Here is a 13,172-nt window from a genome sequence, read left to right as displayed (position 1 = left end):
CGTAACCTATGAGCACCGAACAAGGATCGAGCGGCCCGACTCGCGAATCGAAACGATCGGGGCCGCTCGTCGCACTCACCAGGTGGATGGAGAACCTCGGCGAGACCGGGTTCGCCTACCTCCTGTTGACGCCCGTCTTCGTCCTTCTGGGGGCCATCGCGCTGTACCCACTCTTGCGAACCTTCGAGATGTCGCTGTTCACGGACCTCATCGGCGCGGGATCGGGAGAGTTCGTCGGCCTCGATCACTACGTGAGTCTGTTCACCGGCGATGCGGACCGGTGGCTCCCTGGGTCGTCGACGTTCCTGCCGACCGCTCTCACCGGCAGTGCGATTTTCCGGAGCGCCCTGATGGTGACGCTCATCTTCACGTTCGTGAGCGTCTTCTTCGAGACGATCATCGGGTTCGGCCAGGCGCTCGTTCTGGACCAGGACTTCCGGGGCCGGAGCTGGGTTCGCGTGGCGATCATCATCCCGTGGGCGATCCCCATCGTCATCCAGGGGATGATCTTCTACCTCATGTTCCACCCGAGCACCGGCTTCGCCGCCGACCTGGTCGCCGCGCTCGGCATCGTCGCCCAGGAGAACACGCTGAACGATCCCTCGAGTGGGCTGATCATCGTCACCGTCGCGGACATCTGGAAGACGTCGGCGTTCATGGCACTGTTGATTCTCGCGGGGCTCCAAAGCATCGATCGGAGCCTTTACGACGTCGCGAAGGTGGCGGGCGCCACGCGGTGGCAGCAGTTCAAGCTCATCACGTTCCCGCTCATCGTGCCGACGCTGGGAATCGCCATCCTCTTTCGAACGATCGACGCCATGCGCGTCTACGGGCTGATCGACTCGACTGCCGGCTGTACGGCCGTGCCCTCGCTGACGTGCATGGTCGTCGCGACGTTCACGAACCAGCGCGGACTCGCCTCGGCGATCGCGTTCGTCACGGCGGGCATCATCGGCGCGGTCGTGTTGATCGTCGTCTACCAGCAGTACAAGGAGGGATTGTAGATGGGGTCCGAATCAGGAACTGGAACGCCGCCTCGAGCCGAGTCCGGAACCCCCGACGCCGTGTCGGAAACCCGGCGCAGACAGGACGAAGATGGCGGAGGGGGGCCGCTCGAGCGCTGGACGCAGTCGGTGCTCACCGACTCGGGGAGTCGGGACCGCCTCTACCGGGCGCTGTTTTACGTCGTCGCGATCTTCTTCCTGGCGACGACGCTGTTCCCGTTCTACTGGCTGCTCGTACTCGCGCTGACGCCCAACACGGAGATCATCGCAGGCGACTGGACGCTCTCGTTCCTGGGCCTCGAGATCCCGTTCCCGACGCCGCAGGCGTTCCGCGTCGAGTCGTTCGTCCAGGTCTTCGAGGTGATCCCGTTCCACCTCTACGTCTTCAACAGCTTCGTGCTGGCATTGATCACGACCGTCATCGTCATCATGATCGCGAGCCTCGCCGGCTACGTCTTCGGGCGCCTCGAGTTCCCCGGTCGGGGGGCGCTGATGCTCGGGATCCTGGCGATTTCGTACTTCCCGCCGGCGGCATTTCTGGTGCCGCTGTTCGAGGCGTTCACCGGCAACGCCGTCGTGATTCCGTTCCTTGGCGTCGAACTGTTCCAGTCGCCGCGGCTGGTCAACAGCCCGCCGTCGATGGTCCTGCCGTTCAGCGCGCTGTTCTTGCCGCTGGCGATCTTCATCCTGACGACGTTCTACGCCCAGATTCCCGACGGCCTCGAGGATGCGGCGCGCGTCGAGGGGACGACGCGGCTGGGAGCGCTGTTCCGGGTGATCATGCCGCTGTCGGCGCCCGGCGTGGCGACGGCGGCCGTGCTCACCTTTATCGCCGTCTACAACGAGTACTTCTTCAGTTCGATCATGGCCATCGGGAACGAGCCCCAGAACTGGTCGCCGCTGGTCGGGGGCATCCTGAGCTACCAGACCCAGTACTCGACGGAGTTCAACCTGATGGCGGCCGCGAGCATCATCGGGGTCCTGCCCGTCGTGATCCTCGTCGTCGTCGCCCAGGAACGCATCGTCAGCGGACTGACCGCCGGCGCACTCAAGGAGTAAATCATGGCACGCGTAACACTCGAACACGTCACGAAACGCTACGAAGACGTCACCGCAGTCGACGACATGAACCTCGAGATCGAAGATGGGGAGTTCGTCTGCCTCGTCGGTCCCTCGGGCTGTGGGAAGTCGACGACGATGGAGACCATCGCTGGCCTCACGAAGCCCACGGAAGGGACGATTCACATCGGCGACGTCGACGTCACGAACTTGCCGCCGAAGGATCGCGGGGTGTCGATGGTCTTCCAGAACATCGCGCTGTTCCCGCACATGGACGTCTACGAGAACATCTCGTTCGGCCTCCGGCTCCGGAAGTACGACAAGGACGAGATCGACCGCCGGGTCGACCAGGCCGCCGACATCGTCCAGCTCGAGGGCATGCTCGATCGGATGCCCGACGAGATGTCCGGCGGACAACGCCAGCGTGTGGCAATTGCGCGGGCAATCGTCCGCGAACCGGACGTCTTCCTGATGGACGAGCCGCTGGCGAACCTCGACGCCAAGCTCAGGGTACACATGCGGACCGAACTCCAGCGCCTGCACAAACAGCTCGAGACGACGATCATCTACGTCACCCACGACCAGGCCGAGGCGATGACGATGTCCGATCGCATCGCCGTCATCAACGCGGGCGAACTCCAGCAGATCGATCCGCCGCTGATCTGTTACAACGAACCTGCCAATCTGTTCGTCGCCGGCTTCATCGGCTCGCCGTCGATGAACTTCGTCGAGGGCGAACTCGCCGAGGACGGATTCCGAAGCGAGTGGTTCGACGTCTCGTTCGACCCGTCCGCGGTCGAGGGCGTCACGGTGGGCGACCCCGTGACGCTCGGCGTCAGGCCGGAGGACGTCCACCTGGCCGATCGAACCGAGTCGCTCTCGACCGCCACACGGGAGATCCCCGTCACCACGGACGTCCTGGAGCCGATGGGCAACGAGGTGTTCGTCTACCTGCGCCTCGCGGACGGTCCGAGTCGAACGATGGACCAGGACGTCGCCGGGGCATCGATGGGCGAGTTGCTCATGAGCCTCGACCCCGACACGCCGATCGAGGAAGACCAGGAGACCAGTGTCGTCCTGGATCGCTCGAGCATCCACCTCTTCGACACCAGGTCGGGCGAGGCGCTCGCCCACGGCATCGAGACGCTCGCCGAACAGCCCCGAGGCGACGACACGACGCCGACCGAAGCGGAATCCGACAGCTACTCATGAGCAACCTCGTCATCGCGATCTACTACGGCGGCCTGCTCGTCCTGTTTTTCTTCTGGATCTACGGAATCGTCTCGTTCGGCCTCGACGTGCGATACAAGATCGCCCCTGGAATCCGGCGATACCTCCGAGGACGACGGCGTCTCGAAGACGACGCGACGGAACGAGACGAGCGGGACGAACGGGAACGACAGCTGTACTGAGTCGAGTCTGGACTCGACCGGGAGATGCACTCAGCGCACATGACGCCACAACACGACCGAACGACGCTTCGAACCGGCCTCGTCGGCCTCGGTAACATCGGGCAGTACCATGCCGAGCGCCTGCTCGACCTCGGCGTCCCCCTCGTCGGCGGCATGGACATCTCCGCGGAGGCTCGAGAGAGCTTCGCGCGCCGCTACGATGTCGACGCGTACGACGACCACACCGACCTCTACGACGAGGTCGACGCCGTGATTGTCACCACGCCGAACAAGTTCCACGAGGAGTACACCGTCGCCGCACTCGAGCGGGACGTGCACGTGCTGGTCGAGAAACCGCTCGCCCACTCCCTCGAGAGCGCCAGGCGAATCGTCGACGCCGCGAAGGCAAGCGATGCCGTCTGCATGGTCGGGTTCAACAACCGCTTCCTGAACACCGTTCGAATCGTCCGCGACCGGATCGAACGCGGCGACCTTGGGCGAGTGAACCACATCGAGGCGAACTACGTCCGGCGGCGAGGAGTTCCAGGCCGTGGCTCCTGGTTCACCCGTCGGGCGGTCGCGGGCGGCGGCGCGTTGATCGACCTCGGCGTCCACGCCATCGACCTCGCGCTCTACCTGCACGAGTACCCCGAGGTCGTCGAGGTAAACGGCGTGACGCGAACCGCGTTCGGTACCCAGGAGGAGTACGCCTACCTCGACATGTGGGGCGACGACGCCGGGCCGGACGAGTTCGACGTGGACGACTCCGCCAGCGCGTTTATTCGCTGTGCGGACAACCGGACCATCTCGCTCGAGGTCGCCTGGGCGACGAACCGCCCGCCGACCCACGAGTTCTTCGTCCGCGGAACCGAGGCGGCCGCGCGGTTCGACTTCCTCGAGGGGGACCTCTCGTTTTACTCCGCGAGTGCAGCCGGGCCACATCACCTCGAGGATACGTCCGTGGAGACGGCTCACAACGACACCCACGCCGACGAACAACGCGCGTTTTTCGACGCCATCGTCAGCGGTCGGTCGCTCAAGGACAGCGTCGACCAGGCGTTCGCGGTGCAGCAGGTGATCGATGCAATCTATCGCTCGAGCGACATCGGCAGGTGCGTGATGGACTTCGAGTCCCCCTGATCGCCTCTGGTCGTCCCGACGTCGAGACGTCGAGAACTGGACGACTGCGTGCACCCGCCCTTTTATTTCGCCAGCAGTCGTCGGTCGAGACGTATGGACATCGGCGTACACACCCCACCGCTGTACGGTGAATCGCTCGAGGACGCCGTCGCCTACCTCGCCGAGCGGGGCGTCGGCGCAATCGAACCCGGCGTCGGCGGCTACCCGGGCGACACCCACCTGCCTCGAGACGAGTACCTCGACGACGAGGATGCGCAGGCGGACCTCCACGCACTGCTCGAGGACCACGAGATGCGAATCAGTGCGCTCGCGACCCACAACAATCCGCTCCACCCCGACGAGGAACGTGCGAGCGAGGCGGATACGGAACTCCGGGAGGCGATCGGGTTGGCCGACCAGCTCGCCGTCGGCACCGTCACCTGTTTCTCGGGCCTCCCAGCAGGCGGGCCGGAGGACGAGGTTCCCAACTGGATCACGGCGCCGTGGCCGAGCGAACACGCCGACGCCCACGAGTACCAGTGGGAGGTCGCCCGCGAGTACTGGGGCGACCTGGCCGCGTACGCGGACGATCACGGCGTCGACCTGGCGATCGAGATGCACCCGAACATGCTGGTCTACGAACCCAGCGGCCTGCTCGAGTTACGCGAGGCGACCAACGAGCGCGTCGGGGCGAACTTCGACCCCTCGCACCTCTATTGGCAGGGAATCTCGATCACGGACGCGATCCGTCATCTCGGGAAACGCGACGCGATCCACCACGTCCACGCCAAAGACACCCGAATCTACGAGGAGGAGTCGCGCGTGAAGGGCGTCCTGGACACGACGGCCTACGACGACGAGTCCAACCGGTCGTGGCTGTTCCGCTCGGTCGGCTACGGTCACGGCGAGGCCCACTGGAAGGACATCGTCTCGACGCTGCGAATGGTCGGTTACGACGACGTACTGAGCATCGAGCACGAGGACTCGCTCACGAGTTCGACGGAGGGCCTCGAGAAGGCCATCGAACTGCTCGAGCGGGCGGTCTTCACGGACCGGCCGGGCGAAGCCTACTGGGCCGAGTGAGGGGATTCGTGGTGTCGACGAGTGGTCAATCCCGTGTCCACTCCCAGATACCCTACCTCCCGTTCACTCGGCTGGCCTGGCGCGACGCAGCTGCCAGGAGCGGCCGTCGGTACTTCTCGAGGTCGAAGTTGAGCCCGATGTAGACGCTCACGGCCGCGAGAACGATCCCGGCGGCGACATCCGAGAACCAGTGGATGCCGAGGTACATCGTCGATACCACGACGCTCAGCGCCAGGATGCCCGAGATGGGCACCCAAAGCGGATACTCGTCGCGGGTCGCCAGCGCGAGGAAGAAGACGCTCACCGATAGCGACGTGTGAAGCGAGGGGAAGACGTTCGTGTTCTGGTTGATCTCGTTGGTCAGGAACCGGGCCTGTGGATAGGACTCGTAGAGGAGCGGGACGACCTCGAGGGCGAGCAGGTTTCGCGGCCCGTAGGCGATGAACAACACGTAACAGAGCAGGCCGATGGCGTAATTCGCCGTAAACGCGAGCACCAGCGAATTGAACCGGTCCATTCGCCCTAGCGAGAAGTACGCGACGAACGGGAACAGGAGCAAGAAGGCGTAGCCATAGAGGTAACTGAAGACGAAAAACGACGTCAGGAGGTCGCTCTCGAGCGACTGGAGTACGATGACGGGGTTCTCGGCGAACAGTTCCCGCTCGAATCGGTCGATCAGCGGCGTGATGTTTCGGCCGACGACGCGAAACTGTAACCACGACATGACGTCCTGGGAGGTCCACGGGACGCTCTGGGAGGACCCCCATCTGAGGAGCAACACACCGAGGAAGGTGCCGAGAGTGAGGGATGCGTTTCGAAACCGCGAGCCGGCATCCCTGAGTGCGCGGGTGAATCGTGCCGGCCCGACCAGGACCAGCGTCGCAGAGCAGAGCATCACGCCGACGCCGAGCGCGAGGTCCAGCACGACTCCTTCGAGTGCCATACGCTCCCGGTACGTTCTCGACGGGGTTAAAACAATCTGCTCGCGGGCGAATTAGTGTACGGTGACCGACCGAAAGCCCGGGTATGCACTGTGACCGAGGGCTCGAGTGTGCAAAACTGACGCGTTCGATCACTCGACGAGTTCGCCGTTGACGTAACTGTATCCGGCCTCCTCGAACAGCCCTCGTGCCTGCTCTTCGTCGAGTTCCCCGTCCTGACCCGGAAATGCGTATCCCGAGGCGCGCCGGTCGGTGTCCCATCGGTCGTCGGGGATGCCGACGAAGGCGCTCTGGGTCTCTGGCGCCCTCGCATACCCGTGAAAAATTCCTTCGGCTGCGTTTTCGCGGTCGATCAACTGCGATATCACGCCTCTGAACCGCGGATTGCCGAGTGAGGAGTGAGTCAGGTTGTACCCGATCATGTAGAACGCCCCGGTGTCCTGGGTCGTCGTCCGTATGGCTTCCTCGTCCGCGACTTCGTCGAGTTGGGCCGCCGGAATCTGATTGGCGATGAAGTCGAGGTTGCCGTCGATCAGCGCGTCGAGAGCGGCGCCGACGTTCGGGAGGACGCGAAACTCGAGGCCGTCGAATCTGGCGTCGGTCTCTGTGGACGTGTCTTCGTCGTCGAACTGATCGTCCCCATCTGCATCCCCGTCCCCGTTCCCATCCTCGAGTTCATCGTCCGTCTCGTTGGCCCCGCCACCGTCTGACTCGGGCTCCGTTACGGGGTCGTCCGTCGCCGGTTCGTCTTCGTCCGCGGATTCGGGTTCGTACAGCACGTGGTCCTCGAACAACTCGAGGGTGACCGACTCCCCGTCTTCGGACTCGACGAACGCGAATAGGCCGGAACCGATGGGTTCGGAGTTGTCCCACTCAAGGGCGTCAGTCTGGTGATCGCCGACGAGTTCTGACCGCTCGTACCAGATGTGCTCGGGAAGGAGCGGGAGCGTGAGCGCCCATCGGGCCACTTCTCGGGAGACGTCGTCGAAGCGAACGCGGGCGGTTCGCTCGCCGACGACGGTAACCTCGTCGATCAGCGACTGCCGACCCCGTAACTGTGGGGCCGTGACGGGGCTCTCGGCTTCTCCGAGCGAGGTATCGGAGAGGAAATCGACCGTGAACCGGACGTCCTCGGCGTCGATTGGCTCGCCGTCGTGCCAGTGGAGGCCGTCGTGGAGCGTCACCGTCGCCTCGAGCGCGCCGCCGGATTCCTCCCACTCGATGCCGTCGGCGAGCCAGTGGACGTACTCCTCCTCGAACTTTCGAACGAGTGGATCGTACACCAGGTCCAGAATCGTCTGGACGTCGGTCAGGTCGACGACGAGCGGGTTCAGGCGTGACGTGCGTTGATAGCCGAACAGGCCGGCGCGGAGTGGTCGGTCGATCTCGTCGTCGGGTGGATTCGTGACGGCCTCGAGATACTCCCGTGGGGTAAACGGGATCCGAGAGAGTGAGAGATCGGTGTTGACGGCGCCGAGGTGGTCGTGGTGGGCGACGACGGTGTACGGAGCCGTATCATCCTGGGTGAGGTAGGTAAACAGGGAGTCGAAAATTTCGCGTCGGTCGCCTCCCTCCGCTTCGCGCTGTGAATCGAGGAAATCGTCCGCCGTCGGGTCGGAGAATCGAAACGGGTTCTGCCAGCCCTGCTCGCCGACGAAGTCCGAGTGGAGGAGCGATCGAAGCGAGTCGATTTCGTCGAAGCCGGGGTGGCGAATGATGAAGACGTCGTAGTTTCGCTCGATTAGCACCTCTCGGTAGAGTTCGGCTTCCTCGAGCGGGACGTGATCGGTGTCGATCCCGACTGCACGGAGGTTGTTGGTCAACTGGTTCGCGATCTTCGGAGCGATGACGTCGTCGTCGGTCGGAACGGTCTTGATCTCGAGCGAGATTGGGTCGGGCGAGGTGCCATTGGTTCCCGACCAGATGTACTCCGAACAGCCGGCGAGGGACGCGCTGGCACCGGCCCCGAGCGTGGCCAGGACGTCTCGCCGACGTACCCGATTATCCATCACCTCACTGGTTACTTACGGCGCAGTATATGACTTTCTACTCAGTCGACATTGCGTGTTTTTGCCAGTTTGCCGTCCTCGAACGAGGGTGATACCCCTTCGGTCACGTCAGAGAGAACTCACCGAACACGACGATCACCAGTGGGCACCCTGCAGTCGCTCGATACGCGAGAGACGGAAAATGAGTGTCAGACTCGAGCGTCGAGACTCGAGTTCTGGTTCGAGTGTACGGCTCGAGTAATCGCTCCCAAACGCGCCGTAGCGACTGCTTACTCACTCACTCGAATCCCGGCGTTCGCAGTACGGCCGGCATAACAATGGACGCATAGGCGGCCCTGACTATACGGCTTCCAGACAGGTCTCCCGCGGCGGTCGCCCGCCGGGAACGGGGCGAGCGCTGTAAGGCGGGGATACCGGGCGGTAGCCGTTGGAATCAGAGCCATGAAACTCGCACTCATCGGTTTCGGTCAGGCAGGCGGAAAGGTCGTCGACGCCTTCTGTGCGTTCGACGAAACGATCGGTGGCCACGTCGTCGAGGCGGCGATCGCCGTCAACACCGCGACGGCCGACCTGCGCGGACTCGAGCACGTCACTCCCGAGAATCGCGTCCTGATCGGGCAGTCTCGCGTGAAGGGCCACGGGGTCGGCGCCGACAACGAGTTGGGCGCCGAGGTCGCCGCAGCCGACGTCGACGAGATACAGACGGCGATCGACCGCGTCCCCGTCCACGACCTCGACGCCTTCCTGATCGTGGCTGGTCTGGGTGGCGGGACGGGATCGGGCGGCGCCCCCGTGCTCGCGACGCACCTCAAACGGATCTACAACGAGCCGGTGTACGGCCTCGGCATCCTCCCCGGGACGGACGAGGGCGGCATCTACACGCTCAACGCCGCCCGGTCGTTCCGGACTTTCACGCGCGAGGTCGATTCGCTGGTCGTCTTCGACAACGACGCCTGGCGCCAGACCGGCGAGTCGGTGGAGAGCGGGTTCGAACGGAGCAACCGGGAACTCGTCGAGCGAGTCGGTCGACTCTTCGCCGCCGGCGAGGTGTCGTCGGGCGACCACGTCGCCGAGAGCGTGGTCGACGCCTCCGAGATCATCAACACGCTCGAGAACGGCATCGCCACGATCGGCTACGCGACTCAGTCGGTCGATTCGAATACGTCCGGTATCCTCGAGCGCGTCTCCAGAACGTCCTCGAGCACCCACTTCGGCACCGAACACGAGGCGACGAACCGAATCACGAGTCTCGTCCGAAAGGCGACGCTGGGCCGACTGACGCTCCCCTGTTCGGTCGCGAGCGCCGACAAGGGGCTCGTCGTGGCGACCGGCCCGCCGGACGAACTGAGCCGGAAGGGAATCGAGCGCGGACGAACCTGGCTCGAGGAGGAGACCGGGAGCATGGAGATTCGCGGCGGCGATTATCCGCGACCGGGCGCCGACGAGGTGGGGGCGATCGTGCTCCTCTCCGGAGTCACGGACGTACCCCGCATCGAGCAACTTCAGTCGGTCGCCGTCGAGACCAAGGAGACGACCTCGGCGATTCGAGCTGAACAGGCTGGCGACCTGGAGTCGCTGCTCGACACCAGCGGTGAACTCGACGCGCTGTTCTAGGCGCCAGACGTTCGAGAAGGCCGAGCGCCCATCCGTTTCGACGTTCCGCTAGCGCCACCGCCCTCGAGTGCCCACTCCCTTGTTTTTAGCACGGGCTCGAGAATCGTCCCCCGTCGATCGATCACGGGACATACAACGTTAAGAGAGTTGACTGTGTATTCGGCCACGAGCATGGGTACCACGAGACGGAGTGACCAGCGATGACGGTCGAACAGTTCCACGTCGACGGCGACGTCGCCATCGTGACCGGCGCCTCGAGCGGCATCGGCCGGACCATCGCCGAGCGATTCGCCGACGACGGCGTCGACGTCGTGATCTGTTCGCGCGAGCAGGAGAACGTCGATCCCGTCGCCGACGCCATCGAGGACAGCGATCGACCTGGAAACACACTCGCCGTCGAGTGCGACGTGACCGATAGCGAGGCCGTCGCGGCTCTCGTGGAGGCGACCGTCGAGACGTTCGGCGGACTAGATATCCTCGTGAACAACGCGGGCGCCAGCTTCATGGCCAACTTCGACGGCATCAGCGAGAACGGCTGGCGAACGATCCTGGACATCAATCTCACTGGAACCTACCTGTGTACCCACGCGGCCGCCGACCACCTCAAGGACGGCGGCGGCATCGTCGTCAACCTCTCGAGCGTCGCCGGGATCAAGGGCGCGCCGTATATGAGCCACTACGCGGCGGCGAAAGCCGGCGTCAACGCCCTCACGTCGTCGCTGGGCTTCGAGTGGGCAAGTGAGGGCGTCCGCGTGAACGCTGTCGCTCCCGGTTTCGTCGCGACGAAGGGCGTCGAGGCCCAGATGGGGATCGCCGCGGACGAGGTCGACCGCGACGAAATCGACCGACGGATGGGAACCGTCGAGGAAATCGCCGACGTCGTCCAGTTCCTCGCCAGCCCCGCCTCGTCGTACCTCGTCGGCCAGACGCTCGAGGCCGGCGGCAAACCAGCGATCATGGAGAACCCCGATACCTGACATCTGATACCTGCTATGACCAGAAAAACGCTTCACCTGCCCGTCGCCGCACAGCCATCCATCCAGTCGCTCGTCGACATCGCCAAACGGGGCGAGGAGCGGGGATACGAACGCGCGTGGGTCCCGGAAACGTGGGGGCGCGACGTCGTAACCGTCCTCACGCGAATCGCCACCGAGACCGACGAGATCGGAATTGGCCCGAGCATCGCCAACGTCTACTCGCGCTCCCCGGCGCTCCTGGGTCAGACGGCCGCCACCCTCCAGGAGGTCTCCGATGGCCGCCTCCGCCTCGGCATCGGTCCCAGTGGTCCGGCCGTCATCGAGGGCTGGCACGGCGCCGACTTCGATCGCCCCCTCCGGCGCACGCGCGAGTACCTCGAGATCGTCCGGGCGGTGACCAGCGGCGAGACGCTGTACTACGACGGCGACATATTCTCGCTGGCCGGCTTTCGGTTGCGCTGTGATCCGCCCGAAACGTCGATTCCCGTCGACGTCGCCGGCATGGGGCCGAAGTCCGTCGAACTGGCTGGCCGGTTCGCGGACGGCTGGCACGCCATCGTCTTCACGCCCGAGGGCATGCGCGAACGTCTGGAGGACCTCGAGCGCGGCATCGACCTCGGTGACCGCGAGCGCGACGACGTTCGCGTGACGCTCTCGCTGACCACTTGCGCGCTCGAGGACGGCGAACGGGCCCGCGACCTCGCCCGCCAGCACCTGGCGTTCTACGTCGGCGCGATGGGCACGTACTACCGGGAGTCCCTCGCCCGGCAGGGGTACGAGGAGGAAGCGAACGATATCGCGGCTGCCTGGTCGAGCGGCGACCACGAGCGGGCGTGTTCGCTGATTCCCGAGGACCTGCTCGACGACCTCGGCGTGGCGGGGACGCCCGATAGAGCCCGCGCCGAACTCGAGAAGTTCGAGGCGATCGACGGCGTCGATTCGCTCGCTATCGGCTTCCCGCGGGGGGCCACGACCGAGGAGATCGAAGCGACGATCGACGTGCTCGCACCCGGGCGCTGAGTCGCGCTCGAGGTTCCGGGGAACTTCGACGGACGAATCCGCTGATCTCCTTCGCTAGCTAACACGGGTGAGCGTTTAAGAGAACTCGTCACGAACTTCACCCATGAGCATGAGCTACCGGAAGGTGAACTACGAGGAGGTCGAGCAGGTCTCGGACGCGATGCACCTCCTGAGCGAGCCGCTGGGATGTCGCCAGGTCGGCGTCACGTTCTCCCGGTGTCCGCCGAACTGGAACAGCAAACCGCACGACCACACCGGCGACGATCACGAAGAGGTGTACGTCCTGGTTCGAGGCGCCGCGGAGGTTCGCGTCGACGACGAGTCGGTCCCCGTCGAGGAGGGGGACGCGGTCTGGATTGCACCGGAGGCGGAACGGCAGATCAGAAACGGCGACGAAGAGAGCGCGTTCGTGCTGATAAGCGCCCCCGAGTTCGATTCGGGGCAAGCTGACGACGACGATACCTGGTCGCTCACTGGTTTTCAGGGCTGAGTCGCGCTCTCGCTCTCGCACGTACCCTCGTTCTCACTCTCGAGCGTCCGTCGGGCGAATTGCGTTGTCGACTGCCTCTCGAAACCCGTCGCTCTCGCAGTACCAGAGCCACGTCCCGGTCAGGGCGGTCACGAGGGACATCGCGACGAGCGCGGCGACGGAGACGGTGTACGCGACCGAACCGTCACCCGTGACGGCACCGACGTTCGCGGGATTGTCGTGAACGAAGAAGAAGTAGACGATGAACCAGCAGGTCGTGGCGGTCGTTCCCACCAGCAGCGGCGCGCCGTAGCCGTAGTTCTTCACCCAGACGAACCCCATCACGAGGAGCGGGCCGAGGTAGCCGACGAGCACGATGAACTCGACCTGGCTCTCCGTGTACGTCACGCCGGCCGCCGACTGGGCGATGGCGAATAGGGCGCCGCCGACGAGGTAGCCGGTAAACACATCGTGACGATGAGGCGT

General features: G+C 64.6%; 13 protein-coding genes. 10 read left to right on the top strand and 3 right to left on the bottom strand.

What is annotated here, in order from left to right:
* The first annotated feature begins 8 nt into the window (after positions 1-8).
* From NGM29_RS15280 to NGM29_RS15255, 6 genes are all read left to right on the top strand, one after another.
* A complete protein-coding gene (locus NGM29_RS15280) occupies positions 9-1,004 on the top strand; it encodes a carbohydrate ABC transporter permease (RefSeq protein ID WP_254157299.1) in 996 nt (331 codons plus the stop codon).
* A complete protein-coding gene (locus NGM29_RS15275) occupies positions 1,005-2,063 on the top strand; it encodes a carbohydrate ABC transporter permease (RefSeq protein WP_254157297.1) in 1,059 nt (352 codons plus the stop codon).
* A 3-nt stretch (positions 2,064-2,066) separates the two neighbouring features.
* The gene (locus tag NGM29_RS15270; protein WP_254157295.1) at positions 2,067-3,275 is read left to right on the top strand and encodes an ABC transporter ATP-binding protein; all 1,209 of its coding nucleotides are present in this window, start codon (positions 2,067-2,069) and stop codon (positions 3,273-3,275) included.
* Positions 3,272-3,475: a DUF8005 family protein gene (locus NGM29_RS15265; RefSeq protein ID WP_254157293.1), complete on the top strand. Its 204-nt coding sequence runs from the start codon at positions 3,272-3,274 to the stop codon at positions 3,473-3,475. Before NGM29_RS15270 ends, NGM29_RS15265 begins: the two co-directional genes overlap by 4 nt.
* A 39-nt stretch (positions 3,476-3,514) precedes the next feature.
* Complete coding sequence (locus NGM29_RS15260) at positions 3,515-4,594, top strand: Gfo/Idh/MocA family protein (RefSeq protein WP_254157291.1); 1,080 nt, start codon at positions 3,515-3,517, stop codon at positions 4,592-4,594.
* Between the two features lie 93 nt (positions 4,595-4,687).
* The gene (locus NGM29_RS15255) at positions 4,688-5,656 is read left to right on the top strand and encodes a sugar phosphate isomerase/epimerase family protein (protein WP_254157288.1); all 969 of its coding nucleotides are present in this window, start codon (positions 4,688-4,690) and stop codon (positions 5,654-5,656) included.
* A gap of 52 nt (positions 5,657-5,708) precedes the next feature.
* On the opposite strand, the gene NGM29_RS15250 is transcribed toward NGM29_RS15255, so the two are convergent.
* Positions 5,709-6,599: a phosphatase PAP2 family protein gene (locus tag NGM29_RS15250; RefSeq protein WP_254157286.1), complete on the bottom strand. Its 891-nt coding sequence runs from the start codon at positions 6,597-6,599 to the stop codon at positions 5,709-5,711.
* A gap of 129 nt (positions 6,600-6,728) precedes the next feature.
* On the bottom strand, positions 6,729-8,606 hold the full coding sequence (locus tag NGM29_RS15245) for an ABC transporter substrate-binding protein (protein WP_254157284.1): 1,878 nt from the start codon (positions 8,604-8,606) through the stop codon (positions 6,729-6,731).
* A 441-nt stretch (positions 8,607-9,047) separates the two neighbouring features.
* Between NGM29_RS15245 and NGM29_RS15240 the strand changes: the two genes are divergently transcribed.
* From NGM29_RS15240 to NGM29_RS15225, 4 genes are all read left to right on the top strand, one after another.
* Positions 9,048-10,220: a tubulin/FtsZ family protein gene (locus NGM29_RS15240; RefSeq protein ID WP_254157282.1), complete on the top strand. Its 1,173-nt coding sequence runs from the start codon at positions 9,048-9,050 to the stop codon at positions 10,218-10,220.
* 200 nt (positions 10,221-10,420) lie between these two features.
* A complete protein-coding gene (locus NGM29_RS15235; protein WP_254157280.1) occupies positions 10,421-11,197 on the top strand; it encodes an SDR family NAD(P)-dependent oxidoreductase in 777 nt (258 codons plus the stop codon).
* A gap of 15 nt (positions 11,198-11,212) precedes the next feature.
* Positions 11,213-12,217, top strand: coding sequence for a TIGR04024 family LLM class F420-dependent oxidoreductase (locus NGM29_RS15230; protein WP_254157278.1), 1,005 nt, complete (start codon positions 11,213-11,215; stop codon positions 12,215-12,217).
* Positions 12,218-12,326: 109 nt separating this feature from the next.
* The gene (locus NGM29_RS15225; RefSeq protein WP_254160592.1) at positions 12,327-12,707 is read left to right on the top strand and encodes a cupin domain-containing protein; all 381 of its coding nucleotides are present in this window, start codon (positions 12,327-12,329) and stop codon (positions 12,705-12,707) included.
* A gap of 33 nt (positions 12,708-12,740) precedes the next feature.
* On the opposite strand, the gene NGM29_RS15220 is transcribed toward NGM29_RS15225, so the two are convergent.
* Positions 12,741-13,154 carry a hypothetical protein gene (locus NGM29_RS15220; protein ID WP_254157276.1) on the bottom strand — a complete coding sequence of 138 codons (414 nt, stop codon included), beginning with the start codon at positions 13,152-13,154 and terminating at the stop codon, positions 12,741-12,743.
* Between the last annotated feature and the right edge of the window lie 18 nt (positions 13,155-13,172).

The organism is Natronosalvus rutilus (genome assembly GCF_024204665.1).
GTDB classification, from domain to species: Archaea; Halobacteriota; Halobacteria; order Halobacteriales; family Natrialbaceae; genus Natronosalvus; species Natronosalvus rutilus.
Note: the sequence above shows the minus strand (reverse complement) of the source record. Positions and strands in the feature narration are given on the sequence as shown.